At 38.1% G+C, this 26,012-nt stretch carries 29 protein-coding genes; 6 read left to right on the top strand and 23 right to left on the bottom strand.

Going from position 1 to position 26,012, the window contains the following annotated elements; all coding sequences use genetic code 11:
• Window positions 1-3 precede the first annotated feature (3 nt).
• The 4 genes from hflX to spoVK all read right to left on the bottom strand — a co-directional run bounded on the left by hflX (window position 4) and on the right by spoVK (window position 3,592).
• The gene (hflX, locus tag HOO54_RS11550) at window positions 4-1,266 is read right to left on the bottom strand and encodes a GTPase HflX (protein WP_172295365.1); all 1,263 of its coding nucleotides are present in this window, start codon (window positions 1,264-1,266) and stop codon (window positions 4-6) included.
• Window positions 1,267-1,634: 368 nt separating this feature from the next.
• Entirely contained in the window at window positions 1,635-1,919 is a 285-nt protein-coding gene (locus HOO54_RS11545) for a DNA-binding protein (RefSeq protein ID WP_375335805.1), read from the bottom strand.
• A gap of 37 nt (window positions 1,920-1,956) precedes the next feature.
• Window positions 1,957-2,385, bottom strand: coding sequence for a UPF0715 family protein (locus tag HOO54_RS11540; protein ID WP_172295362.1), 429 nt, complete (start codon window positions 2,383-2,385; stop codon window positions 1,957-1,959).
• Between the two features lie 238 nt (window positions 2,386-2,623).
• Window positions 2,624-3,592: a stage V sporulation protein K gene (spoVK, locus tag HOO54_RS11535; protein WP_172299505.1), complete on the bottom strand. Its 969-nt coding sequence runs from the start codon at window positions 3,590-3,592 to the stop codon at window positions 2,624-2,626.
• Between the two features lie 1,303 nt (window positions 3,593-4,895).
• Here spoVK and HOO54_RS11530 point away from each other — a divergent pair.
• Window positions 4,896-5,432 carry a GNAT family N-acetyltransferase gene (locus HOO54_RS11530; RefSeq protein ID WP_172295360.1) on the top strand — a complete coding sequence of 179 codons (537 nt, stop codon included), beginning with the start codon at window positions 4,896-4,898 and terminating at the stop codon, window positions 5,430-5,432.
• 241 nt (window positions 5,433-5,673) lie between these two features.
• On the opposite strand, the gene HOO54_RS11525 is transcribed toward HOO54_RS11530, so the two are convergent.
• The 4 genes from HOO54_RS11525 to HOO54_RS11510 all read right to left on the bottom strand — a co-directional run bounded on the left by HOO54_RS11525 (window position 5,674) and on the right by HOO54_RS11510 (window position 8,674).
• Window positions 5,674-6,426, bottom strand: coding sequence for a T7SS effector LXG polymorphic toxin (locus HOO54_RS11525; protein WP_172295358.1), 753 nt, complete (start codon window positions 6,424-6,426; stop codon window positions 5,674-5,676).
• A gap of 256 nt (window positions 6,427-6,682) precedes the next feature.
• The gene (locus HOO54_RS11520) at window positions 6,683-7,024 is read right to left on the bottom strand and encodes a hypothetical protein (protein WP_172295356.1); all 342 of its coding nucleotides are present in this window, start codon (window positions 7,022-7,024) and stop codon (window positions 6,683-6,685) included.
• A gap of 87 nt (window positions 7,025-7,111) precedes the next feature.
• A complete protein-coding gene (locus tag HOO54_RS11515; RefSeq protein ID WP_172295354.1) occupies window positions 7,112-7,906 on the bottom strand; it encodes a metallophosphoesterase family protein in 795 nt (264 codons plus the stop codon).
• A gap of 261 nt (window positions 7,907-8,167) precedes the next feature.
• Window positions 8,168-8,674 carry a PTS sugar transporter subunit IIA gene (locus HOO54_RS11510; RefSeq protein WP_172295352.1) on the bottom strand — a complete coding sequence of 169 codons (507 nt, stop codon included), beginning with the start codon at window positions 8,672-8,674 and terminating at the stop codon, window positions 8,168-8,170.
• A 153-nt stretch (window positions 8,675-8,827) separates the two neighbouring features.
• On the opposite strand from HOO54_RS11510, the gene HOO54_RS11505 reads away from it, so the two are divergent.
• Window positions 8,828-9,247, top strand: coding sequence for an Hsp20/alpha crystallin family protein (locus HOO54_RS11505; RefSeq protein WP_172295350.1), 420 nt, complete (start codon window positions 8,828-8,830; stop codon window positions 9,245-9,247).
• A gap of 15 nt (window positions 9,248-9,262) precedes the next feature.
• On the opposite strand, the gene HOO54_RS11500 is transcribed toward HOO54_RS11505, so the two are convergent.
• Window positions 9,263-9,628, bottom strand: a complete 366-nt coding sequence (locus HOO54_RS11500) for a YppG family protein (protein WP_172295348.1) — start codon at window positions 9,626-9,628, stop codon at window positions 9,263-9,265.
• 165 nt (window positions 9,629-9,793) lie between these two features.
• Between HOO54_RS11500 and yppF the strand changes: the two genes are divergently transcribed.
• Window positions 9,794-9,997 (top strand): YppF family protein, encoded by a 204-nt coding sequence (yppF, locus tag HOO54_RS11495; RefSeq protein WP_172295346.1) that lies wholly within the window; start codon window positions 9,794-9,796, stop codon window positions 9,995-9,997.
• A 55-nt stretch (window positions 9,998-10,052) separates the two neighbouring features.
• Here the strand turns inward: yppF and HOO54_RS11490 are convergent, their stop codons facing one another.
• Window positions 10,053-10,469 (bottom strand): YppE family protein, encoded by a 417-nt coding sequence (locus HOO54_RS11490; RefSeq protein ID WP_216664760.1) that lies wholly within the window; start codon window positions 10,467-10,469, stop codon window positions 10,053-10,055.
• Window positions 10,469-10,666 (bottom strand): DUF5446 family protein, encoded by a 198-nt coding sequence (locus HOO54_RS11485; protein ID WP_172295344.1) that lies wholly within the window; start codon window positions 10,664-10,666, stop codon window positions 10,469-10,471. Before HOO54_RS11485 ends, HOO54_RS11490 begins: the two co-directional genes overlap by 1 nt.
• A 184-nt stretch (window positions 10,667-10,850) precedes the next feature.
• Here HOO54_RS11485 and sspM point away from each other — a divergent pair, with 184 nt between their 5' ends.
• Window positions 10,851-10,955, top strand: coding sequence for an acid-soluble spore protein SspM (gene sspM, locus HOO54_RS11480; protein WP_172295342.1), 105 nt, complete (start codon window positions 10,851-10,853; stop codon window positions 10,953-10,955).
• Between the two features lie 24 nt (window positions 10,956-10,979).
• On the opposite strand, the gene HOO54_RS11475 is transcribed toward sspM, so the two are convergent.
• Window positions 10,980-11,945: a DUF2515 domain-containing protein gene (locus HOO54_RS11475; RefSeq protein ID WP_172295340.1), complete on the bottom strand. Its 966-nt coding sequence runs from the start codon at window positions 11,943-11,945 to the stop codon at window positions 10,980-10,982.
• 54 nt (window positions 11,946-11,999) lie between these two features.
• Here HOO54_RS11475 and recU point away from each other — a divergent pair, with 54 nt between their 5' ends.
• Both recU and HOO54_RS11465 read left to right on the top strand, forming a co-directional pair.
• A complete protein-coding gene (gene recU, locus HOO54_RS11470; RefSeq protein ID WP_172295338.1) occupies window positions 12,000-12,596 on the top strand; it encodes a Holliday junction resolvase RecU in 597 nt (198 codons plus the stop codon).
• A 58-nt stretch (window positions 12,597-12,654) separates the two neighbouring features.
• Window positions 12,655-15,309 carry a transglycosylase domain-containing protein gene (locus tag HOO54_RS11465; protein ID WP_172295336.1) on the top strand — a complete coding sequence of 885 codons (2,655 nt, stop codon included), beginning with the start codon at window positions 12,655-12,657 and terminating at the stop codon, window positions 15,307-15,309.
• Between the two features lie 160 nt (window positions 15,310-15,469).
• Here the strand turns inward: HOO54_RS11465 and HOO54_RS11460 are convergent, their stop codons facing one another.
• The 11 genes from HOO54_RS11460 to panB form a co-directional block, all read right to left on the bottom strand.
• Window positions 15,470-15,961 (bottom strand): YpoC family protein, encoded by a 492-nt coding sequence (locus HOO54_RS11460; protein ID WP_172295334.1) that lies wholly within the window; start codon window positions 15,959-15,961, stop codon window positions 15,470-15,472.
• Window positions 15,958-16,620, bottom strand: coding sequence for an endonuclease III (nth, locus tag HOO54_RS11455; protein ID WP_172295332.1), 663 nt, complete (start codon window positions 16,618-16,620; stop codon window positions 15,958-15,960). The genes HOO54_RS11460 and nth overlap by 4 nt, the downstream gene beginning before the upstream one ends.
• A 17-nt stretch (window positions 16,621-16,637) precedes the next feature.
• Entirely contained in the window at window positions 16,638-17,333 is a 696-nt protein-coding gene (locus tag HOO54_RS11450) for a DnaD domain-containing protein (RefSeq protein ID WP_172295330.1), read from the bottom strand.
• Between the two features lie 78 nt (window positions 17,334-17,411).
• Window positions 17,412-18,704, bottom strand: coding sequence for an asparagine--tRNA ligase (gene asnS, locus HOO54_RS11445; RefSeq protein ID WP_172295328.1), 1,293 nt, complete (start codon window positions 18,702-18,704; stop codon window positions 17,412-17,414).
• 114 nt (window positions 18,705-18,818) lie between these two features.
• Window positions 18,819-19,997 (bottom strand): pyridoxal phosphate-dependent aminotransferase, encoded by a 1,179-nt coding sequence (locus HOO54_RS11440; RefSeq protein WP_172295326.1) that lies wholly within the window; start codon window positions 19,995-19,997, stop codon window positions 18,819-18,821.
• A 23-nt stretch (window positions 19,998-20,020) separates the two neighbouring features.
• On the bottom strand, window positions 20,021-20,509 hold the full coding sequence (tseB, locus tag HOO54_RS11435) for a cell wall elongation/penicillin-binding protein regulator TseB (protein WP_172295324.1): 489 nt from the start codon (window positions 20,507-20,509) through the stop codon (window positions 20,021-20,023).
• A 9-nt stretch (window positions 20,510-20,518) separates the two neighbouring features.
• Window positions 20,519-20,689: a YpmA family protein gene (locus HOO54_RS11430; protein WP_172295322.1), complete on the bottom strand. Its 171-nt coding sequence runs from the start codon at window positions 20,687-20,689 to the stop codon at window positions 20,519-20,521.
• 141 nt (window positions 20,690-20,830) lie between these two features.
• On the bottom strand, window positions 20,831-23,617 hold the full coding sequence (dinG, locus tag HOO54_RS11425) for an ATP-dependent DNA helicase DinG (protein WP_172295320.1): 2,787 nt from the start codon (window positions 23,615-23,617) through the stop codon (window positions 20,831-20,833).
• Between the two features lie 86 nt (window positions 23,618-23,703).
• Window positions 23,704-24,087, bottom strand: coding sequence for an aspartate 1-decarboxylase (gene panD / locus HOO54_RS11420; protein ID WP_172295318.1), 384 nt, complete (start codon window positions 24,085-24,087; stop codon window positions 23,704-23,706).
• Window positions 24,087-24,950: a pantoate--beta-alanine ligase gene (gene panC, locus HOO54_RS11415; protein ID WP_172295316.1), complete on the bottom strand. Its 864-nt coding sequence runs from the start codon at window positions 24,948-24,950 to the stop codon at window positions 24,087-24,089. Before panC ends, panD begins: the two co-directional genes overlap by 1 nt.
• Before the next feature lies 1 nt (window position 24,951).
• Complete coding sequence (panB, locus tag HOO54_RS11410; protein ID WP_172295314.1) at window positions 24,952-25,785, bottom strand: 3-methyl-2-oxobutanoate hydroxymethyltransferase; 834 nt, start codon at window positions 25,783-25,785, stop codon at window positions 24,952-24,954.
• Window positions 25,786-26,012: the final 227 nt, after the last annotated feature.

The following is a 26,012-nucleotide window of genomic DNA, read 5'->3' as shown; positions in this document are numbered from 1 at the left end:
TTCTTACATAAACTTCTTGAGCTCTCCCATTATATTTTGTTCAGGAAGTATGTAACCTTCCACTTCATATTTTTCACAAACTTCGTGAAAGGTGGTGGCATTTATCATCGTTTCAGATTTAATTTGTGCTAACAGTCTACCTTCTGAAGCGGGAATATTTACTCGATAGGAAACAAGAAGTTCTTTTTTAATAAATTCCTCGATAGCCTGCTTAAACACTTGCAAATCACCATCAATCTTGGCACTTGTCATTATATGGTTTTTCCCAGATGAAGGGATAAAATCAGTTCTTTTTTGATCCCTTTTATTATAGATCGTAAGTACCGGAATATCATCGGCTTCAAGCTCTTCGATAAGACGTTTTACCGTAGCTTCATGTCCTTGATAATCGTCATGTGAAGAATCGACCATATGAAGAATCAAATCAGCTTCTTTTACCTCTTCCAACGTAGATCTAAACGCTGCAATTAAAGTGGTTGGCAAATCCTGAATAAAACCAACTGTATCAGACAAGAGCACATGATATCCACTTGGAAGTGTCATTTTTCTGGTCATTGGATCAAGTGTAGCAAACAGCAGATTCTCTTCAAAACTGTCTGCAGCTGTCAAGCGATTGAACCATGTTGATTTTCCCGCATTTGTATAACCGACAAGCGCGATTTGTAGTACACCATTTTTCTTTCTTCTTTCTCTGTATCTGCTTCTATGACGAATAACAGTAGACAACTGAAGATTGATTTCATGAATCCGATTCCTAATATGACGCCGATCGGTTTCAAGCTTTGTTTCCCCCGGTCCTCTTGTTCCAATTCCACCTCCCAGCCTTGACAAATTAATCCCCTGTCCACTTAATCTTGGCAATGTATATTGGAGCTGAGCAAGTTCGATTTGCAGTTTGCCTTCCCTCGTCTTGGCTCGTTTTGCAAAGATGTCAAGGATTAATTGTGTCCGGTCGATAATTTTTATATCGAGATATGTGGCAAGAGCTTTAAGCTGACTTGGTGACAATTCATCATTAAAAATTAAGACATCGGCTGACAGTTCTTCACAAAGCATCATCAGCTCATCTACTTTCCCTTTACCGATATATGTAGCAGCATCAGCGCGATTTCTTTTTTGAGTAACGGTCGAAATAACTGTACCATCAGCCGTCTTCGTCAATGCACTAAGCTCTGCCATCGAGTATGAAAAACGTTCATCAGAAATATGTGGAAGTTGACAACCAACTAAAATCGCTTTTTCTTTTATGAATTCTTGTTCATTCAAATGATCATGTTCCTTTCTTAACAATAGTGATGTAAAGCAGTATTATCATAACAAACAGTGGGAGCAGTTGCCAGAAATCAAACGAAAAATAAAAAAATACACCCTTCATCGGTGTGAGACGTCTTCTTATATCAAGCTTCAGCATTTTTACTGAAAGGCTAACCGCGCTGTTAGATGACCTTTAACTTCCATTCTCTCACTTTAATCAAACCGAACAGCCCCTGAATATCAATTGTTTCGAGAAAACAGCGAACTTGACCAATATATGAAGACAAATGAAAAGGATCAAGTCCGGTACAATACCAAACTTAATCCTTTCTAGTTTTTTGAGGTACTTGATGCTGTCATGTAATAAACTCATTAATAGATTATAGTTTATGATTATAAATATCATTTGATGACATCCACTCAAGAAATTGTTTATAAGGATAATATGTAGTCCCCTTCAACTCTACCTTTGGTGCGTTCGGAATTTTGTTTAACAGTTCCTTTGTTTCTTCTTTACTAAGTCCAAGGCTATAGTGTAAATCTTTTTCCTTGATTAACATTGGATAATCAGAAGAACTCGCTTTTGGATTCTTGAAATTTTTTAGTCCATCACCGACAAAATAACCCATAGCAGCTAACCCGATCCCGACCCAAATCAACTCCATTTGCAATCTCCTTTCAATTCTCTCTTAATATTTGTTTTTAACAGCTATCACCTAGGCGTTCCTTTAAAAGTAGAAATAGAGAATCCGTTAACCAATAAATTAAGCCACTAAATATACTTAACCCATAAAACAAAGGCAATCCTAATATCGGAATCATTATACCAGCTCCGACTATCGAAACCGCTACTATTGAAACCACGGTAATCCCAGCAACATATAGTCCAAGATAACTCAAATCAAATTTCTTACTCTTTTTCTTCAATTGCAACATAAATTGCAGGGGAAAAGCGGCAACAGAATAGACAATCAGAGCATATATTGATACAAGTTGGGCATATGCTAGTGCAACACTTCTATATGCCTCCATGTTGATCCATAAATAAAAAAATAATCCCAAAAAAAGAACAGCAACAATTAATGTGAGCAAAGGATAGCCTTTTATAATAAAATTTTTAACAGTGATCACTTCCTACTGATTAGAATTACATTTTCATTTTTAAATATGAAGATTTTTATATATTTGCCTCCTTTATTTTACGAATCCTTATTATATCTATTTTTAATTTTTGGTGCAAATTGCAAACGCTACACCATTATGATGGGAATGCTTACAATATCCACAATTATGTTCTCAGTCTATGTTTCATTTTGTAATGTCTCTTTCCCTGAACAAAGATTATTATTTTAACAAAAAAGAAGATACGTCATGATATACATGACGCGTCTTCCTTTATATCAAGATCCTGACTTTTAATTGTTATCAAGTCATTCTTCAAATAACAATCCCCCATTAACAGCCGCATAGCCTGTGAGCGAATTGATTTTTCAATTAAATTCCGGACAAACCGGCCGTTACTGAATTTAGCAGGACTAACCGTGCTTTTCACTGTCATCAGATGATCTTTCAGCTTCCATTCTGCTTCGGGACTAAATTGATATTCCCTTTCAGCCATCATCCGTTTCGCAATATCCATCAGCTGACTGACTGAATAGTCAGGGAAATCGATACCAATTGGAAACCTTGACTGAAGCCCAGGATTCAAAGAAAGAAAATGATCCATTTCTCGTGAATAGCCAGCTAAAATCAAGATAAACTCATTCCGTTTATCTTCCATATGTTTGACTAAAGTATCAATTGCTTCTTTACCAAAATCCTTCTCCCCACCTCGTGCTAGTGAATATGCTTCATCAATAAATAAAATACCACCCATCGCTTTTTTTATTAAATCTCTCGTCTTTTGTGCCGTGTGCCCGATATACTCTCCAACAAGATCAGCACGTTCTGCTTCAATTAAATGACCTTTTGAAAGAACATTCATTTCATAAAACAGCTTGCCGATTAATCTGGCCACCGTTGTTTTTCCTGTACCTGGATTCCCTTTAAACATCATGTGAAGTGCTTGTTTTCCGACTTTAAGTCCTTGCTCTTCCCGTTTTTTATTCACAAAGATCCAAGCATATATTTCTTTAATATTCCGTTTCATTTCCTCCATTCCGACAAGCGTGTTCATTTCTCTTTCAATCTCTTTTAGGATGCTGTGTTTGGCTTCATTTTTTTGCAGAGCTGCTTGATAATCAGCTTCCGCTTCTGAATTGGCCAAAACTTGTTTCTGACCGTTAAGTATAATGTTGATTTGCCCATTGTTTTTATAAGTAACAGCCCTCTCCAACACACTCACCTCACAATTCTCTCTTTATTCCTATTCATCAAGCGCTTGCGCTGTGACAAACGCCCAGCCATCAGCAGATTCTGATAGTGTTTGACAATTTAGAGAACGGCTTTGTTGAAATCTGCGCTTTCCCGAGAAATACTTTACTTCTTATTGTATTCAGGTAATCTGTGTGGACAAACCATTTTTTTATCTCTGTCTGCTTTTCGGTACTAAGCCATCCGATCAAGATAAATTTTTTTGAATGAAAGAAAAACATTCACGGCTACCAGACGAAGAATCCATGGAAATACAACCGATATTATAAAACTATTTTAGCTCGAAAAAGGAATCAACAAAAACTCGCAACTGTTTTTCGGCTTCTAAAGATCCGGCTTTACTGATGAACTGATCCTAAAGTATTTTTATCCGGAAGATTCACTTCACATTCAAATCGAATAACTAAACCAGAATAAGCATCTAAGGCATGCGCTATTTTGTTAAATATTTAATAAAAATATTTTTTCCTAAAAAGGCATCACTAAATAAGCCTTTATAACAGATTAGACTTTTTAACATAGGCTTTCAGCCAAACCCATTTTTCACATAACCCATACTTATGTGAATTTAAACATAAGAAAGAGATTTATAACGATGAATTATTACCCACAATAAGCGTAAAGACAACACCCCCTTGCCATGATATGGACCCCAGAGGAAGATACACAGTATTTAGTATCCAAATCTCTATCGCTGGATTTGGTGTTGTTTATGCTCAACTAACAAATTATAATCCAACAACAGGGACCAGCACTAGGACGTCCCCCATCTTTCATGAGAGCTAATCGACAAGATGTAACGACAATTGTACCTCTGGAATTTCAACCACCAGCTGAAATATTGGCGCAGCCAACACTAACGCCAACTACACTAGCTTTCTGTTCTATGATGCCTTGGCATCCATTGTGTAGGTAAATACATTGATTGAATGTTGTTTTACCTAATAAAATCCCCTTTTATTTAAAATCATATGAAGATGTCTAAAACAACATGATCAGGGGGAATTGCGAGACCACGCAGGAGCAAGGAACGAGCACCGAAGAGGCTCGCGGATCGCCCGCGGAAAGCGAGCAAATTCCACAATTTTCACTTCTTTCATACTACTTTCAGGACACCTTCTTTGCTTTTGAGTGAAAAATAGTTAATTAATATTAGATGTAGTTATTAGTATAGAGGTCACAAGATTATCCTTGACAGCTGTGAAAATTCTAATTATTCTTAAGATTCAAATGTTCTTTATTAAGTTGGAATAAAAGTGAGGATTATCATGTTATTTCAAAATGAAAATTTAATCGTTCGCAGTTTAAATGAAGCTGATAAGTTCTTTTTAGCAAAATGGCTTTCAGACCCATCAATTCTTGAATTTTATGAAGGGAGGGATCATCCGTTTGATATAGACAAGGTTACCGATGTTTTTTATGATTCTGAAGATGATGAAGTTAAATGTATAGTGGAGTACAAAGGTAAAGAAATAGGATACATTCAGTTTTATCAATTGGATGATGTGACAAAAAAAGAATATGGTTATTTTAACGAAAATGTCTACGGAACAGATCAATTTATCGGGGAAAAAGCCAATTGGAATAAAGGACTAGGGACATTACTTGTTTCATCCATGTTAAATTATTTAGTGAAATATGAACAAGCAGAGCGAGTCGTAATGGATCCTCAAGTTAGAAATTCACGGGCTATAAAGTGCTATGAAAAATGTGGTTTTAAAAAAATTCGTATTCTTCCAAAACATGAACTTCATGAAGGTAAGTATCAAGATTGTTGGTTGATGGAATACAAAGAACTAGACTAATTGCTGGTCATCTTAAACGGATCGGAGCCCTTCTATAAAACATACCCCCGATCTATTTAAGATTTTTGTAAACAAACGATTCACAATTAAAATCCTTCAATTCAATAACAACTATATGATGTCTACTGGGTAAAGAATTGCCAACCATATCGTGATCAGAGTACATCATTTAATCTCGAAATAAAATCGCTTCCAAAGACTATTAAGAGTCGCAGGTCTTACATGAATACGTTTATTCTTCTTATTGTCCGGCAGATTCATCTTGTTCCTTGGCGATTTTTTGCGCTTCTGCCTGATCGATTTTAAACTTGATATAGCTTTCCGCATTTGTATGTACTTCATTTTTAAGCCGATATGTTTCACTGCTTCGATAAGCTTTTGAATCATAGCTCACCTGCGAAGCATCTTCCCCTTTACCTGTCGCATCAATCAATGCGGCATAGTCTGCCATGACCATTTGTTGAGTCGTTTCAGAAGCAGCATATTCGTTTATGAGCTTGGTATCTAGATCATTGACTGCCTGAATCGTACTCTCGCGCTCTTTGTTTGCCGCATCTAATTTTTCCTCAAACTCTTGATCTGAAATGGGTTCTAAAGGCAGTAAGTCTTTGATATCAGCTAATATGTTTATTAATTCTTTTTTCTGCTCTGACACTACTGATTTTGAGTTTGTGTAAGCATTCGCAAGCTGATTTTCGAGAAATTCAATATCGATAAACGAATTGGACAGTCCGGCCTCTTCAATCACATTTGATATGCCATCAAGGAACTGAATTTGCGAGTCAATTAGATCGAGCCAGTTATCTATAATACCAGCTTGATCTTTGTAAAATGCCTTTATGTTGTCAGCACCTTTTCCTTGGAAATCGTCTCCTAAGTTAGTAACCCCTAGAAAAGCTTCTTTTAACGCAGTAAATTCTTGTCTTGTTTGTTTATATTCTTTAGACCGAGCTTCCATTGTCAATAATAAGGTTTTAGCTTCATATATTTTCATGAAAACGACCCTTTCTACTATGATACCTTTTTTTGTAAATACCTAATGAAGCATCTCACATTCGTCTCTTTGCCTAACCTGCCGAATTTCTTTCGATCTCCTTTAGACATCAAAAAATCAATCGGAAAGCTATTATTTCATATTTAGAAAATAATAATTTGTTATGTTTGGCAGTGGGTAACGTTTTAAAGTTTTACTTTACATGTATACGGACTTTGCATGATAAATTGGCCCCATTCCATCATGCCATCGATATTCAATCGAAAAGATCATCTATTTCTTGTAGTTGCGTTGCTATTTCTCTGTCCCTCATGATTAAATTTTTTATTACATCTAAACTAATGACTCTACTAGATTGATAAGATTCTTGTCTGATATATAACTGTGCACCATAACTTTGAAGGTTTTTTAGCGTTTGGTACATTTTTGGCATTCCCTCTGAATTTTCAATATAATGACAGATAAAAATGGGCTGTTTGTTTTCAATTCCTTGTTTAATTGTACTTATTGATTCTTTTGTAAAGCTTCTAATGATCGGGATGTATTTCATGGCATTTCCATCATTTTTTATTTTTACAATGATCTTGCTCTTGTTCAAGTTCGGATCACCCCTAGCATATATTATGTCGGCTTGCCAGTAAAGATGGACAGACTTTTAAAGACCGGTCAATAAGCTGAAGCATTTCTAAATCTCTATTGTTTTTAGTGTTATCATATTTTTTTCAATTGGATATCCAATGGCATTCATCCAAAAAAGAGTTCCTGCTTTCTCAAAATCGCCTTGAATATGTTGATGTCCACAAATCCAAGTCTTAGCTGCTAAGAATGATACAGGGCAATCATAACAAGCATTTCGTGCAAAAGGAGAAATCGGTGGATGAACAGGTGGAATATGGCTCACCATTAAGTCTATATTCTTTCCTGACAAAGTATTGTACCAATCCATTGCTTCCTGGTAGAGAAAATGAACCTCTTCTTCTTTTGTTGTAAAGCCATAAGGATACCTATCTATTAAATAAATGTAATTGGAATCATTAGACTCATTGAAAAAGAACAACCACTCATCAGGTGTTTTTGGAATGTACCAAAGGCTGTCACCAGCAAAGGTTTTTCCGTTATAGGAAATGACATCACGATTTAAAGGTTGAACATTAGTGAGATTTGCTGAGGATTCTATTAATGCCTGCTGTCGTGCTTTCGAATCTTTATATTTCCTCTTTCGGTTTTTACTTATCAAATAGTAATCATGATTACCCGTCACGAAAAAAACTTTCTCATAGATTGAGCTAGCCTCTTCTAAAAACCAAAACGCCTGTCGATTCCATTCTGAGAAATCTCCAGCTATAATTAAAACAGACCCATACCCGGTTCTCAGTATATTCTTTGCCCATTCTCTTGTTCGTGCCTCCCATTTTAACTGGTCTTTCATAAATGGGACATGGTGATTCATATGTAAATCGGAAGCATAATCAACTTTCATTTTGGTTTCTCCTTTTATCCAGATGAACATAAAACATGAGTTGTGCAGGAGCTAGGAAAGAGCCCCGGGAGACTCGCGGATTGCCAGAGGAAAGCGAGCGAATTCCCCATTTTTTATTCATCCAGACTACTTTCAGAACAACATATTTCTCTTGTGTTGTCCATAGGTTTAAACACTGCAGTACCGTGAAACACTTCAAGCTTCTTCTTCACTGTCTTTGAAAATAGTCAAAAAGCAGAGAATGGACTCTCTGCTTTTTGACTATTTCGCTACTAGCTCAAGCAATTTTGTCTGGCTCTTTTTCGCTTCGCCTTCTTCATATTTTTGAATTTGCTCCAGCACATCTCCATTCATGATCACAATCGGTGTAATCGTGCTGCTTGCTTTTTCATTGATTAATTGTAAATCACATGTGATTAAAGGGTCACCGACTTTCACTTTGTCGCCTTCTTTAACATGAGCAGTAAAGCCTTCTCCTTCCATACTAACAGTGTCCAATCCAATATGGATCAACATTTCAACTCCTGATAATGAGCGAATACCGATGGCATGTTTTGTATGAAAAAGTTGGATGACTTCCCCGTTAACAGGAGAAACAATCTCGCCGTTCGCCGGCTCAATCGCAATTCCATCCCCCATCATTTTTTGTGAAAAAACAGGGTCCGGCACTTCTGATAGGCTGATCACTTTACCGTCTGCTGGTGAAAAAACGGTTTCTTCTTTAACTGCTTCCTCTTTATGACCCTTACCGAATATTTTTTTAAACAATTCAATTAACTCCTTTCAGCACCCCTAAGGATATCTATTTATAGTTAGGGATTCTCCACTATTTAACCACATTTTTTAACATCCATCAATTTATAACCATATGACCTACCTTTGCATAAACTAAAAGTAAAAAACGAAAAGAGGTGACAAACGATGAATTCCAAGGATAATGAGAAACAGCCGACTAACCAAATGAACGAAGTTCAAGAAGCCTTTGAACAATTGTTTTATGCCTCTCCCTTTCACGAATTATTAAATTCTTTTCAAGAAATAGTTTCAGACCAACTGCAAAGTTTAATAGTTTCCATGAATATAAGAGAGGAAAATGACGAGCTACTAATCGATATTACCGTCCCTGAATCATTTCAAAATGGCGATATTATGATTGAAGCGAAATCAAGGTACTTACATGTTTCACTGAAAGAGAAAACAGAATCCAAAGACTCATCATCATTTACCAATCTGTCCAGAACGATTTTGCTCCCTTATCCTGTATATGAAGAAACAATGAAAACATCATGGAACGGTAATACGTTAACCGTGTCATTTCCGGCACAAAAAAAGCATGAATGACTTTTCATGCTTTTTTTACTTAAAGAATCCTATAAAGCTTTTGGCGAGCGATCCCAGCTGATTGACGGTGCTCATCATTTGACCAGCTGTATCCATCATTTTACTAAAATCGAGCTGTCCATTTTTCTTCTTAAATTGTGACATGAAATTTTGCAATTGAGAAGGTTGGTGAACATCAGGTCTAGCTTGTGGATATGGGTTGGGATAAGAGAATCCCTGCAAAGATGATTGATAAATCGGTGAAGGGTGAAATGCTTGGTTGACAGGATAAGCATATTGCGTGGTTGGATGATCGTAGTAATGTTGAAGCTGATGCTCAAATTGCGGGTATCCAGAATAGTGTAATGCGGCATATGGGTAACTGGTTTCTCTCTCTTCCATCTTTGATCCCTCCTTCTAGAGCCCTTTTTTTATATCTGTATGATCCAGATTGCTTTCCCGTGCCTAATCTCAAAATGTGTCTAAAGTTTGAATTTTTTTAAAAAAGAAAAAAGTCGAATTGTTATGATACGATTAGAATAATCTAATCGAAAGGGGGATGTGCTTTTGAACGTATCATACTTAAGAAATTGTTTTGCTGAGATGAAACAGTATGAGACAGATTGTATGGATAAGCTGATGGATTTTGTCAAGTTCTTGTACATTCAAGGACATTTGACTTTAAACGAGTTTCGGACAGGTATGAAAGTTCTTGAGGCGAATGGAGCTCAGCACCCTACCTACGACAAGTATTCAGACACAGAAAAATGAGAGTTCGCCCCAATTGTGAATGTGAACAATTGGGGTGAAATGATTGCGATCAAATCTATCCTTTTACCTTCAGATCTTCTTCAATACTTTTGAGTGTATAAAGCACAGATTCTGTTAGATCTCTAAACCGTTTTTTGTGGATTTTGCAAAAATAAGATTGCAGAACGATTTCATTCAAATTTTCTTCTACTGCACTTAACTGTTCTTTATAAATATACTTTGGATGATGATCCTCAATATATGCCAAACCGTTTTCAAGCCAGCTTTTAATTGTCTGCTCACAGCGGTCAGCTGCAGGTTTAACGGTTGTAAAAAAATCGTATTCCTCGCCTATTTGATAGCGGTCAGCCGCTTCCTTTGTTACATGGATCAAGTTCTGTGTTTGTTTAAGAAAAGATTGTTTATCCACGACATTCACCTCAGCAACTATCGTATCAAACAAACCCAGCCAAAACAACGAATCAAAATCCATCAATCTGTTCCCAACAAATAAGGCAGGAGTTCTACCAGTTCTTTATCAATAAGATCAAGTTGCTTACTAAAGGCGATTTCTTTTTCAACTTTCATTTTGCTCACAGCCTTAGCCAGCTTTGTTTCTACTAAGACAAGGTCAGTTTCAGTTTCCAATAGCAGTTTCAGAGCTGATGCTTTACTGACAGAAGCACTCATTTACTTCCCTCCTTTTTATGACCTCTACGCATTCTTCTTTTTCCATCGTCTCTCCTTCATGCTTGACAAAACTAGAAGGAAACCGGCAAAGAATAACAACTTCCTACTATTTCAATAAACCTTGCAGAAAAGTGTATGAACAGCGTGAATTATGCAGAAACTATGATGTAAGGAGGTGTCTACTGTGGAAAACAACAAGAAAAAATCCCCTACTCACAAAAAAGCTGATACAAAAACAAAAGATACATTAGATAAAAAATTAGGCGGCCCAAATCGTCCATCTACTTAAAAAGCAAGGGATTCCCTTGCTTTTTTATTTCTTATTCTTTTTAAACCAGTTTTCTAGTGTGAATACAACCTGTAACTGTCTTCTTTTCTGAAAATACCATTCGGTTATTTCAATTGTTCCTGGTAATGTTTCCTCCTTAAGCATATTCTCCCTGTTTTCTCCTTGAAACCAATCTCTTTTTACTCCGTCTAATGAATGATCGATCACAGGATAAGTCGTTCTCAAAAACGGTGAAGTTCTCTTGAAAATTCCTGTCCATTGTTCCATATCAAACCGTGAACCTGTATGAGGAACAAAAGATGTAAAATGAAAAAAAGCTGGGAAAAGCTCGGGCCTAAATAAAAGCTCACTTAATTGTTTACCTAATTTGATTCTTTCATTTACATTTGTAAAACGTTTGACAGATAGACCGTAAAAAACACCTTCAACAGTCGGAAAAATCACAGTATTAAAGTGAAAACATTCACATATATAGAAAGGAATCGAGTGAAAAACATTCTTTTTAAACAAAGGATTTTGTATAATAGGATTTTGGATAGTGTTTTGTTCATTTATGATAAGAGCATACATGAGACGCTTTGTATCCTGGTTATGCCAAAACTGCTCCCATTCCAGTTGCATAAATGAAGAAACACCTAGATCAGGCAGCAAATGAAAAAGCGGCTGTCCAATCACCTTAGACCATTGATACAATAGAAGCTGTGGGTATGCATCAGCAAAGATCAACCAATTCGCTCTTTCATATGTCATAAATAACCACTGCTGCTGGTTAGCTGTGAGGCCAAGTTGAAATAAACTACCTTTTAAATCAGTCATTGACCAGCCAGCATTTCGTGAAACAAATGAAGCTAAAAATGCCCATTTAATCTCCGGGTGATGGTCAAAATAATGTTTATACGCATTGGTTCGTGAAATATTATCTTTGTTTAGTTTGTTGGTTTGTTCTTTGATTTGATGCAGCAACCCTACTCCGGAGATCTTGTTGTGCAAAATAATTCACTTCCGTTTGTTTCTAGATTTTTTTCGAAAAGGAGGTTGAAGAAAGTGTTTCGTTATCCAAACGGCAAAACATATCAGCCGACAAAAGCGGTCCCATCTATAAGGAAGAAGCCGTCATACAGTAATCGCGGAATGACCCTCGAAGATGATCTAAATGAAACGAATTTATATTATCTAACGAACTCGATTGCGGTTATCCATAAAAAACCGACACCTGTTCAAATCGTTCAAGTTGATTACCCGGCAAGAAGTGCGGCTGTCATCAAAGAGGCGTATTTCAAACAGTCTTCAACAACCGATTATAATGGAATATATAAAGGACGCTATATCGATTTTGAAGCCAAGGAAACGAAAAACCAGACATCTTTTCCGCTGAAAAACTTCCATGAACATCAAATCGAACACATGAAGCAAGTTATCTCCCAAGACGGGATTTGCTTTGTTATTATATCCGCATTTGACGAGGTTTATTTTTTAGAAGCGGAAAAATTATTTTATTTTTGGAACCGCCAAAAACAAAATGGTAGAAAATCGATTCGAAAAGATGAATTGCAACAATCCGCTTATTCTATTTCACTTGGATACGCTCCAAGAATAGATTATATTAAAATTATTGATCAGTTGTATTTTTCGCCATCATAATTTATGCTTTTAAAGTCATGTGTAGCGGAAAGGTTTAACTACGAAAGGTTGAGATGTTATGTCAGATCAATTTAACAGCCGCCAGGAACGGCGAAAAGCCCAACAAGGTAAAAGCAGGTCTAATACTCAGTCAAAACCCAAGAAAAAAAAGAAAATGGGGCTTTTCAAGAAAATTCTTTTATCAATTTTAATCATTGGTGTCCTCGGTTTAATTGCTGGAGGGGCCACATTTGCATTTATGATTGCTGATGCTCCGTCTCTTGACGAAGGAAAATTAAAAACCCCTTACTCTTCCACGATTTATGATATAAACGGGAAAAAAATCGGGGAAATTGGATCAGAAAAACGGAAATATGTACCGATTAAAAATATACCCAATGTCGTAAAAAATGCCTTTCTGGCAACAGAGGATGCCCGTTTTTATGATCACCATGGAGTTGATCCAATTCGGATCGGCGGAGCCCTTATTGCTAACTTTCAAGGCGGGTTCGGTTCTGAGGGTGGAAGTACAATCACACAACAGGTTGTCAAAAATTCATTCTTGTCCCATGACAAAACAATGAAACGGAAAGTTCAGGAAGTATGGCTTTCATTCCAGCTTGAGAGAAAGTATTCAAAAGACGAAATACTAGAAATGTACCTAAACAGGATCTTTTTCTCATCCCAAGCTTATGGTGTTGGAAAAGCAGCAGAACTGTTTTATGGAGCAAAAGATTTAAATGACTTGACGATCTCGCAAGCGGCAACACTTGCCGGCATGCCGCAAAGTCCAAATAACTATAACCCTATTAAACATCCAGACAGAGCAGAAAAAAGACGGAATGTTGTACTAAACTTGATGAAACAAAATGGATTTATCTCAGAAGCAGACTATAATAAAGCAAAAAAAGTATCTGTTAAAAAAGGTCTTGTATCACCTGAAAAATACGCAAAATCAGCGGGTAATAAAAAATACAGTGCATTTATTGAACAGGTTGTTGAAGAAGTCCAAGAAAAAACAAATGTCAATCCTTTAACTGATGGATTAAAAATTCATACTACGATTGATACGAAGGCACAGGATTATGTAGATGAGATGATGGATGGAAATTCAGTACCGTACACTGAGAAAATGAAAGCTGGCTTAGTCCTGCTTGATACAAAAACCGGCGAAGTACGTGCGATCGGCGGTGGACGCAATCGACCTGCAGGCGGATTCAACTATGCAACAAACCTTGAAAGACAGCCCGGTTCAACGATCAAGCCAGTCCTTGATTATGGACCTGTTATCGAACATAAAAAATGGTCAACTTATGAGCAAATTAAAGATGAACCATACCATTACTCAACTGGACAGGAAATTAATAACTATGACCATAAACATAAAGGTTGGATAACAATGAGGCAGGCGCTTGCTGACTCGCGAAATATTCCAGCTTTAAAGGCCTTTCAGGCGGCCGAAAAGAAAAACGTTGCACAATTCGCAAAAGGTCTTGGTCTATCTATTCCGGAAGAAAAATTATATGAAGCCTATGCAATCGGTGGATTTGGAAACGGTGTGTCTCCCCTTCAAATGGCTGGAGCGTACAGTGCATTTGGTAACAATGGCTATTATAATGCACCACACTTTGTGACTTCTGTAGAATTCAATGATGGTACAAAACTTGACTTAAAACCAGAAGCAAAAGCGGCAATGAGTGATTATACCGCATTTATGATGACAGATATGCTCAAAACAGCTGTTAATTCTGGAACAGGAACACGAGCGCAAGTTCCTGGTGTTACTGTAGCTGGAAAGACAGGTACAACAAACTTTGATGAGGCTGCCGTTAAGAAATACGGCATCAGTCGTGACGGTGCCAAAGATTCATGGTTTGTCGGCTATACACCGCAATATACAGCAGCGGTTTGGACTGGTAAAGAAGGTAGAAACTCGCTCAATCAAAGTGAACAACAGATCGCTAAAATGTTATTCCAAAAAGTCATTTCAAAGGTTGATGATGGTAGCGGCTCATTTAAGAAACCGGACAGTGTTGTTGAAGCGACCGTCTTAAAAGGATCAAATCCAGCCGCTTTAGCAAGCAGCAATGCTCCTGCCGATAAAAAGCTAACCGAGTATTTTGTTAAAGGAACAGAACCAACAACCGTTTCAAACAAATACGAGGAAAAAGAAGATGATGTGAAAAAACCTTCTGGTTTGAGTGCTCATTATGATAAACAATCAAACAGCATTAAAGTAACATGGTCATATTCGGGTGATGATGATGATGCATCATTTAAAGTCACGCAATCGGTTGATGGAGGCGGGTCTAGCGAGATTCAAAACAGCAGTCAAACAGAAGCTGTCATCTCAAATGTCAAACAAGGATCTACCTACAGATTCGAAGTCACAGCTGTAACGGATGATGGTGAAAGTAGTCCTGCTGCAGTGACACTTAAAGTGACTGCTGGAGATGAAGATCAGGAAGATGACTCAAAAGATGAGCAAGATCAGAAAAAACAAGAAGATGATCAGAAAAAAATCGAGGAAGACAAAAATAAAAAAGATGATCAAAGCACAAAACAACCAGATCAACAACAACAAAATCCTGGAGATAACTCTGATCAACAAAATCCACCTGATAAAAACAAAGACAAAGTGGATGGAAGAAAAGAAGAGCCCGGTAGTGAACCTACTGATGGAAGCCCGAGCGACGACAATAAAAAAGATACTGGAGACAGCTCAGGAGACTGATGAACCCTGGGCTTGACCGAAAAGAGCAAAATTGTAAAAAGCCATGATTCAAGATCGCTGACTTTCAGCAAATAGGGTATCCAATAAGTCAAAAATCGACTTATTGGATACCCCTTTTTTATATCTAAAAAAGCTGTCGGAATCTTCTCCGACAGCCCTGTTACAATTTATTCATCACTGCATATTTATAAAACTGCTTTTTCATTTCTGTAAACAATTCATCAAGCTGAATAAAACAATGGTATTGGGTCGGCTTTAACAAAATAAATTCGAGCCGTTCTGCCCAGTTAATTGGTTTAGCAGGAAAGTTTTCTTGAATCAGCGTTTTCCAAGCCAAAGTTGTGACTGGTTTTCCCATCGTCCAGTAAAGGCTTGCAATAAAACAACAAACACCTGTTAACATTTCATCCTGACTACACCTTGATTTTCTTGTTTGAAAAACAGGAAGAAGCTGTTTTTTTCTTTCCTCCCATGTTTGAAACAACAGCGGTACCCATTCTTGAGGATGTTCCCATGGTTTAACGGCTCCCTCTTCCAGAGTAAAATCGAAATAAAGCGGATTTCCTAACAGAATAGCTCGTGTTTCTTGACTGTCTATGTTTTTCTCTCTTAATGTTTTTGCAAATGTATCTAGTAATAAATCATTTGTCATGGCCGTTTCACCAGCCCTTTTTTGTAACGTTTTTGTCCTTCTCGGCACAAAGAAAACAGCGGACATTCTTCACAGTTTGGTTTTTGTGCTTTACAGTGGTATCTTCCGAAAAAAATCAGTCGGTGATGTGTTAGAGACCATTCAGATTTTGGAACTTTTTTCATCAGTGCTTTTTCTACTTCCATCACTGAATCTTTCCAGCGGCAAAAACCTAGTCTTTTAGAGACCCGTTCCACATGAGTATCTACAGCAATCGCAGGAACACCGAATGCAACAGATACTACAACATTGGCCGTTTTTCTTCCTACCCCTGGCAGCTTTACTAATTCATCTCTGTCTTTAGGGACTTCCCCATCATATTCATCTAGAAGCATTTGACAAAGTTTTTGAATATGCTTTGCTTTATTGCGATATAACCCGATTGACTTGATATCCTGCTGAAGTTCTTCCAGGGAAACAGCCAAATAATCTTCTGGTTTTCTGTATTTTTCAAACAATGTTTTTGTCACTTTATTGACCAATGCATCTGTACATTGTGCAGATAATGCAACAGCAATGACAAGCTCAAACGGATTTCCGTGAACTAGCTCACATTCTGCTTTGGGAAACATATCACCCATTGTTTCTAAACAAAACTCGATTTGTTTTTTCGTTAACATAACTTCACCTTTTCACTTTAATGATCAAGCCAATTGTAAAAAGGAACCTGCCTTGTATACTCCTTTTGTCCGCCCTTCTGAGTTGTCTTGCGCCTGAATTTTTGGCTGTAGTTGGCGGCTTGTTCTACTGTCATGATCCCATTTTTCTTCCATTCAAAAAGAATCCGGTCAATGTAGCGGAAATTCAATTTCCCCGAAATAACTGCCTCTCTTAAAGCTTGTTTAATGAGATGAACATCATGGTGATCCTGGTCAATCCAAATGCTAAGTGTCTCACATTCTAAAGGGGAAAGAGGCCTTGCAAACTCTTCTTCAAAAATAGTATAAATGCTTTTCTGTTCTTCCGCTTGCTGCTTATCATGTTTCTTTTTCTCAACCAACTCAAGATAGTCAAACAGTTTGCTCCAGAGAGGCTCTAATGAGTACTTTTCATACTTAATTCCCTCTTGATCTTCACATTCTTCTATCAAAATCAACCCTTTTTGGATAAAGATCCTCAGCATGTTCATACAATGTTCAGGTGGTATTGTCATCGTCTTGCATAATTCTTCTGGTGTCGGAAAAAAAGCACCTTTTTCAACATGCATTTTAATGTTTAAGAGCAAAATAAACTCTGTTTCATTCAGTCCAAGTTCCCGGTAATTCATGAAGAGTAGATTAGGAATGCTCATAGATCCCATTTCCTGCATCTTAATAAACTCCTGCTTTTTCATTTTGATACACCTCTCTTGTTCAGTATATCATGAATGACTGTGAAAAAGTCTCCTGTCATAACAGGAGACTTTTTCAAGTTAAGGGTATAAGCGATTTAACAATCTAGGGAATGGAATTGTTTCACGGACATGGGGTGCACCGCTAATCCAAGCAACTGTTCTTTCCAAACCGAGTCCAAAACCTGAATGAGGAACTGAACCGTATTGTCGAAGCTCAGCATACCATTGATATGCATCAGATGCTAAACCGTGTTCTTTCAGTCGGGCTTCAAGCAGATCCTGATCATGGATGCGTTCTGATCCACCGATAATTTCTCCATAACCTTCAGGAGCGATTAAATCCGCACAGAGGACAACTTCCTCCCGATCTGATGACGGCTGCATATAAAACGGTTTGATAGAAGTTGGATAATGTGTAATAAACACAGGTTTATCATAGCTTTCAGCAATTGCTGTTTCATGAGGTGCCCCAAAATCGTCTCCCCATTCAATATCATCAAACCCTTTATCTTTTAGAAACTGAATGGCATCATCATAAGTAATACGTGGAAATGGCGCTTTGATTTGCTCAAGTTTTTCCGTATCTCTTCCAAGTGTTTTGAGTTCAATTTTACAGTTTTCAAGTACACTTTGAATGATAAATGAAACATAGTTTTCTTGAACTTCCAAGTTTTCATCAAATTCGACAAATGCCATTTCAGGCTCTATCATCCAAAATTCAATCAAATGGCGCTTTGTTTTTGATTTTTCTGCCCTGAAAGTCGGTCCGAATGAAAATACTTTTCCTAAAGCCATAGCGGCAGCTTCCATATACAGTTGTCCACTTTGTGATAAATAAGCATCCTCATCAAAGTACTTTGTTGCAAAAAGCTCTGTCGTCCCTTCTGGGGCACTCCCCGTCAAGATTGGAGGATCAACTTTCACAAAGCCTTCTTTATTAAAGAATTCATATGTAGCACGGATAATTTCATTACGGATCTTCATAATTGCATGCTGTCGTTTTGAACGAAGCCATAAATGTCTATGATCCATCAAAAATTCTGTTCCATGTTCTTTAGGTGTGATTGGGTATTCTTTTGCTTCGTGAATCACTTCAAGTGAGGTTACAGCAAGTTCATATCCGAGCGGTGAGCGCTCGTCCACTTTGACAATCCCTTTCACATATAAAGAAGTTTCCTGTGTAACTGATTTAGCCATTTGAAACGTATCTTCATCTACTTCAGCTTTAACGACAACTCCTTGTATAAAACCCGTACCGTCCCTTAACTGCAAAAATGCGATTTTGCCGCTTGAACGTTTATTTGCAATCCAGGCACCAATTGTTACTTCTTCACCAACATGATTGTACACTTGGTTTATTGTTGTTTTCACTATCGTTTCCCTCCAAAAAACGAAAGAAATAGGTTCACGACCGATTTCTTTCTAACATCCATAACGTATATTATACCTTCTTTAAACAGATGTGGTCAATGTCTTCTCGCGCGACTATGCTCTGGTGACAAACCGGTGAATTCGTTGAATCGCTTCCTCCAACAATGGAAGAGATGTAGCATATGACAACCGAATATTATCTGGTGCCCCAAAACCAGATCCCGGAACAATCGCGACTTTTTCTTCTTCAAGGAGCGCTTCCGCAAATTGATCTACTTCTGTAAATCCGCATGCTGCTGCTGCTTTTTTCGCATTTGGAAATAAATAAAAGGCACCTTCCGGTTTTACACAAGTTAACCCAGGAATATTGACAAGCAGCTGGTACACTCTATCAAGCCGTTCCTCAAAAGCCTTTCTCATTTCTTCAACTGGTTCAAATGGTCCATTGTACGCAGCAATCGCGCCATATTGAGCAATGGATGTCGGATTTGATGTACTATGGCTGGCGAGGTTTGTCATCGCTTTGATCACCGTTTGGTTTCCGGCTGCATACCCAATACGCCACCCTGTCATACTATGTGATTTCGATACGCCATTAATGATGATTGTTTGTTCTTTTAGCTGTGAAGAAAGCTGAGCGATTGATACATGTTTCTTCTCACCATAGATCAGTTTTTCATAAATTTCATCAGAAATAATCAAGATATTGCGGCGAAGACAAACTTCTCCAAGCGCTTGTAGTTCTTCTTTTGTATACATCATACCGGTAGGGTTGCTTGGAGAATTGATAATCACTGCTTTTGTTTTATCTGTTACTGCACTTTCCAGTTGCTCTGAGGAGATCTTAAAGTTGTTTTTCTCCAGACCTTCCACAAAAACAGGGTGGCCTCCTGCGAGTTTAACCTGTTCAGGATAACTGACCCAATATGGAGTCGGGATAATCACTTCATCCCCTTCATCCAACAACACTTGGAAAAGAGTGTACAGAGCATGTTTTGCACCTGTACAAACAATGATTTCTGACTGGCTATATTCGATTTGTTGATCACGCTTGAATTTTTCGATAATGCTTTCTTTAAGGGCGGCAAGTCCACTTGAAGGTGTATATTTCGTGTGCCCTTCGTTCATAGAGCGGACAGCGGCCTCAATGATATGTTTAGGTGTGTTAAAATCGGGTTCTCCCGCGCCTAAACCGATCACATCATGCCCAGCAGCTTTTAATTCTTTTGCTTTTGCGGTTATAGCCAATGTTGCAGACGGTGTTAATGCTGATACTCTTTTAGCTAGATTCAACTCAATTTCCCCCTGACTTATCTTTAAGGCGTCATGTTTTTATGAACTTTTCCATTTGTAAAGTCGACATAACTTAAGCTATATTGATCATTTTGATTTAAGTAAGTCACTTCCCACAATAAAGTACTTCCTTCTCTGGCCAGATGAACTCCTTTCAGTTCAGACAAATGACCTTGATCTTGAACCGTTTTAATTGCCTGTTTGCTTGTGATGCCATCCTTGGCTCTTTTGAACATCAATTTTTGTTTTTTGTCAGCTGGAACCCAGACATAGACTTTCTCGTCTTTTTGATTTTTACCTTCAACAATATACTGTTTTTCTTTCCCAACATACGTTTCTACATTGTCAACTTGTTTTAAATCAGCTTTTTTCTTTGCGATTTCAACCGCTGATTGATGCCCGCTTTCTTTTTGGGCCATCGCTGTTTGATAAATATTTATACCTACAAGAACAACGGCTATCAACATAATACTACCAAATACAAGTGTGAAAATTAATGTTTTTTTCCCCATTTTCTTCTCCTACGTTCTATAAATCGTAAATGTTGCTTTTTTTTGATCTTCTTCATTAAGGGCAAGACCGAACATTAAATCGTTGCGTTTAAGCGTCCGGTTTAAAAGATCAACGATTTTATAAAGGTCTTCTGAGTGTTGAACACTAACGGTTGACAGAATTTCAATTTTGCTATCCATTTTTCAGTACCTCCGTATCAAACAATAATTGTCATTCATACTTTTGCTGCTGCAAGCCAAACTATTTGTTACAACGGATTAACCCGTTAAGATATAGCCAAAAAATAAAACCTAACCCACACCATTCATTTTTAAGAGCCGCTATTCATGCGGCTTTTTCTCTTCTGAAAACTTCGCTTCCAATTCTGAAAAGGCTGGTTCTAATACAGAAGCTTTAGGCAGTGCTTTCATAAAAACTTTGCCATAAGAAGAGGTTCGAATCCGACGATCAAGAATGACAACTGTGCCACTGTCGTCTGCAGAACGCAAAAGCCTGCCAATCCCCTGTCTAAAAGTTAGAACAGCTTCAGGCAGTGAGACGGTTTGAAACGGACTTTCTCCCTTTAGCTTTGCCCTTTCACATTTAGCTGATTCCACCGGATCATCAGGTGGTCTGAACGGAAGCCTTGCAATGATCAGCATCGTCAGTTCATCGCCGGGAAAATCAACACCTTCCCAAAAATGATTTGTTCCAAGTAAAACAGCATGATGAAGCAGCTTAAATGATTTCATCATCTTGAGCGGACTTCCTCCGGTTATTCCTTGGGCAAGAATTTGGCAGGGCAAGTCTGCGTCGTTTTTCAAAGTCTGATAAACATCGCGCAACATAGCATGGGATGTAAATAATACAAGCATTTTAACATTTTTCTTCATTGAAAATGTTTTGATATAGCGGGAAATATCATCGATATAAGCCCGTTGATCATCGTTTTTAATCAGACTAATTTCTTTGGGAATGATAATTTTCATGCGCTTTTCAAAAGAGAAAGGTGACTCGATTTGTAAAGTTCTTGGGTAAAAATCATGTAATCCGAGCTTTTTAATCATATAGTTGAATGAGTTTTCTACAACAAGTGTCGCTGATGTCAGAACAACGCTTTTTTTACAGGTGAAAAATCGATCGGCTAGTAATTCTCCTGCATCTAAAGGTTGAGCATAAACGGTGACCGCGTTTTTCGCTCCCTTTGCATCAATTTCAATCCAGACCACTTCATCTTCATGATTCTCAAAAAACAAATGACCCAGCTTTTTTTCGTATTCTTCCAGAAAGGTCATACAAGAACGATATTGCTCAATAACAAACAATTGATGACTGGTAAATGAAGTTGTTTTTTCGTCTAATTGTTGTTTTTGTTCGGAAAACAACTGATGGAGCTCAACCAACATTGAGCACAGCCTTCCAGCCCCTTCTTGCAGACGGTGCCAGCTGCTAGATTCACTATATTGATCAACCTTATAAAGCAGACGGTTTAAAGTGTGATGACGTTTCCTGCGCTTCACAAAAGAATGGACAGATGTAAAAAACATATCGCTTTCTTCAAGCAGATATTCAAGCCATTCACTCAGTTTGAAAAAAGATTCGCTTGAAACATCTGCAGCACGATACAAACGCTCGACTTTTTTAAGAAACCCTTGTTGCTTTAGAGTTCCCAGCTGCATCAATTTTTTATGTAATGAAACATAATCCACTTTTATTCCATATTGTTCGCCTGCCACCCGTTCAAAATGATGTGCTTCATCAATAATGTAAGTATCTGCATGTTCTATTTCCAGTCCTTGATTGACCTCTTGGGATAGTAGCAGTGCATGATTAGTAATGATAATGTCGGCAACTTTTGCCTTTCGTTTAGCTCTTTCATAAAAACAGTATTCTTTTAACTGTCCTTTTACAGGATGGGAGCGGGCAATTCGTTCCCAGAGAAACTTTCCTCCTGAAGGCAGGTTTATTTCTGATAAGTCTCCAGTATTTGTATCTGTCAACCACACAAGAATTTGCGCTTTTGCGAGAACTGAATCATAATTATCATCATCTTCTTGTAAAACATGCTGAAATTTATCAATACATAAGTAATGTGATTTCCCTTTTAAAACCGTAGCAGTGATCTTGTATGGAAAGATCTTTTCCAAAAGTTGAATATCTTTATTCAAGATTTGATCTTGCAGCAATGTCGTAAATGTACTAATCACAACCGGCTTTTTGGTTGTTTTGGCATGAATAGTAGCAGGCACAAGATAACCAAGTGTTTTACCGATTCCAGTTGCTGCTTCAATAAGGGCGTGTTCACGATTTGCAAACGCTTGCCAGACCTCTTTCATCATTAATATTTGTCCCTTTCTATTTTCAAGCCCGGACAATATAGAATGAAGCCCATCTTCTGCTTCCCAAATCTGCTGGTCAAACGGTAATTTCTGTTCAACCATCGGTTCTTCTGGCAGTTCGGCAGGTGCTTTGATGACCAATGAGCCTACTTTTATATAACCATCTTCAAGGTGATGATGCTTTTCAAAGATCAGCATATCTAGCAGTGGTTTCATATCGCTAATCAGATGCCAGCATAATCTACTCATCCCTTTAAGAACTGGGAGCGGCAATGCCTTTAATCTGCTCATAATATGTAAAAAAATCATGGCGGTTACTTCCGCATCACTATCTGCTCGATGTGGATTTTCATGCTCAAGCTGAAGTTCTTCACTCAACTCGGTCAACTTATATCCATCAAAACACGGAAATACGATCCGTGCTAATTCTACCGTATCAAGAACATCACATTCAAGATGTGGAAAACCAGCGCGCTTTAACTCATGCTCAACAAATCCAAGATCAAAGTGAATATTGTGAGCGATAAAACAACTTTCATGTAACAGACGATAGATATCTTCAGCAATGGCTGAAAACGGCTCTTCATTTTCAACCATTTCATTTGTGATTCCTGTCAACTGTTCAATAAAAGCAGGAATCGGCTGATTTGGATTTACATATTTAGAGAAACGTTCGGTAATTTGTCCATTTTCAATCACAACCGCTGCAATTTGAATAATGTTGTCACCTTTTTTTGGTGAATTCCCTGTCGTTTCCACATCAATGACTACATAACGTTGATTGTTCATTAAATGGACACCTCAATTTTGATACGCTCGACAAAAGTGTAACACGTTTTCGAGATTTGAGAAATAAAAACCCCCATGTCTGGGGGCTATAAAATAGTACGGGCCGGTTCGCGGCCAAGCATTTGCTCGATTTCGTTCTTTTCGTTCAAAATAGCAACCTTTGGTTTATGGTTTCTTGCTTCTTCTTCTGTCATCATCGCATATGAGACAATAATGACGACATCCCCTTCTTGAACAAGGCGAGCCGCCGCCCCATTCAGACAAATGACACCACTCCCTCTTTCTCCAGGAATAATATATGTTTCAAGACGAGCACCGTTATGATTATTGACAATTTGAACTTTTTCATTAGCCATCATTCCGACAGCATCTAATAAGTCTTCATCAATTGTCACACTGCCGACATAGTTCAAGTTGGCTTCTGTTACTCTTGCTCTGTGCAGCTTCCCGCTCATTAATGTTCTGTACATCATTTGCCCTCCTTTCGACTTGGGATATCGATGATGAGATTATCAATTAAGCGGGCTTTAGAAAATTGAACAGCCAGCGCTATGATACATTTCCCAGTCAAGGTTTCAAGACTCTCTAGGTCAGGATAGGAGTATATTTCAACATAATCAATCAAGCCGGTTGTCTTTTCTAGCATGTTACAAATCTGTTTTTGGATGACTCCAGCATCCCTTTCTCCATCTTGAATCAGTCGGGCACCATGCTGAAGTGATTGGTAGAGAACAGCGGCCTCTTTGCGTTCGGCTTCTGTAAGATAGACATTTCTTGAACTTTTAGCAAGACCATCCTCTTCCCGTACTGTCTCAACAGGGACAAGTTCAATATTCATGAAAAACTCGTTGATTAAACCATCGACAACAGCCACTTGCTGTGCATCCTTCATTCCAAAATAGGCTCTTGTCGGCATGATCAGCTGAAACAGTTTTGTTAGCACAGTTGCCACACCGTCAAAATGTCCGATTCTGGAACGGCCGCAAAGGACATTTGTCCTTTTTTTAACATGGACAATCATTGTCGATTCCTGTTTGTATATGTCTTCAACACTTGGCATAAACAAAATATCAACCCCGGCTTTAGCCGCAAGATTTCGGTCTCTTTCTATGTCCCTTGGATATGTCTCATAATCTTCCCCAGGACCGAATTGTAGAGGGTTGACAAAAATGCTCATCACGACAATATCGTTATCTGTTCGTGCCTGTTTTGCAAGTGACAAATGACCGTCATGAAGGAAACCCATCGTCGGAACAAATCCGATTGTTTTTCCTTCTTTCTGATACTTTTTTATCAGCTTTTGGATATCTTTTGTTGTTTGGATCTCAATCATGCTATCTTCCTCCGTATAAACCTTCAAGCACTTGTTGATCGATATTGAAGGAGTGAACATCTTCAGGGAAAACACCGTTTCTGACATCGATCACATATGACGAAAGAGCTGCTTCAATCATCTGATCAATTTGTGTGTACTGTTTTACAAATTTCGGTGTGCGGCTGACGCCATAGCCAACAACATCATGATAAACTAGAACCTGTCCATCCGTATTGGCACCTGCACCGATCCCGATGACAGGAATGGTCAATTGTGTTGAAATCAACGCTGCAAGTCGGGCTGGAACACATTCAAGAACAAGTGCGATTGCTCCTGCTTCTTCACAATGCTTACTATCTTCGATCAGTTTTTGGGCACTTTCTTGATCTTTCCCCTGTACTTTGTAGCCCCCTAAAACACCAACCGATTGAGGTGTTAAGCCTAAATGACTAACCACCGGAATTCCGCCCCTTGTCAGTGCTGTAATCGTCTCAAATATACCTTCGCCGCCTTCAAGCTTTAAGGCATCTGCCCCACTCTCCTGAATCATTTTCATCGCATTTTGGAGAGTGCTTTCAAGTGAGCAATGATAGGACATAAACGGCATGTCTGTCACAATAAATGTGTCCTTTGCTCCGCGTCGTACAGCTTTTGTATGGTGAATCATATCGGCGACTGTGACAGATACGGTCGAGTCCAAACCGAGTACAACCATGCCAAGTGAATCGCCGACAAGGATCATATCTACCCCAGCTTGTTCAGCAAGCTTTGCTGCCGGATAATCATAGGCTGTCACCATGACAACCGGTTCCCCCTGCTGTTTCATTTTTAAAAAATCAAGTTTTGTTTTCAAAGTTTCTCCTCCTCTTCTTTCAGAGGAGATGAGCTGCCAGCTATTTTTGGACATTAAAAAACCTTCTGCTCAGAAGAAGGATTTTTAAAGCGCCCATAAATCGGCAAGAATCATCCCTCTGTCCCAGTCCTTTTTGGATCAAGGCAGACTTTTTTTAAAAAGAAATCAGTTTCAATCACATTAGGTACAGTTCCATTTGAAAGGATACTGTCCACTCGAAGTATACC

Origin of the sequence: Bacillus sp. WMMC1349, from assembly GCF_013155385.1 — a bacterium.
In the GTDB taxonomy this organism is placed as follows: domain Bacteria; phylum Bacillota; class Bacilli; order Bacillales; family Bacillaceae; genus Bacillus.
This window is presented reverse-complemented; position numbering and strand designations above follow the sequence as displayed.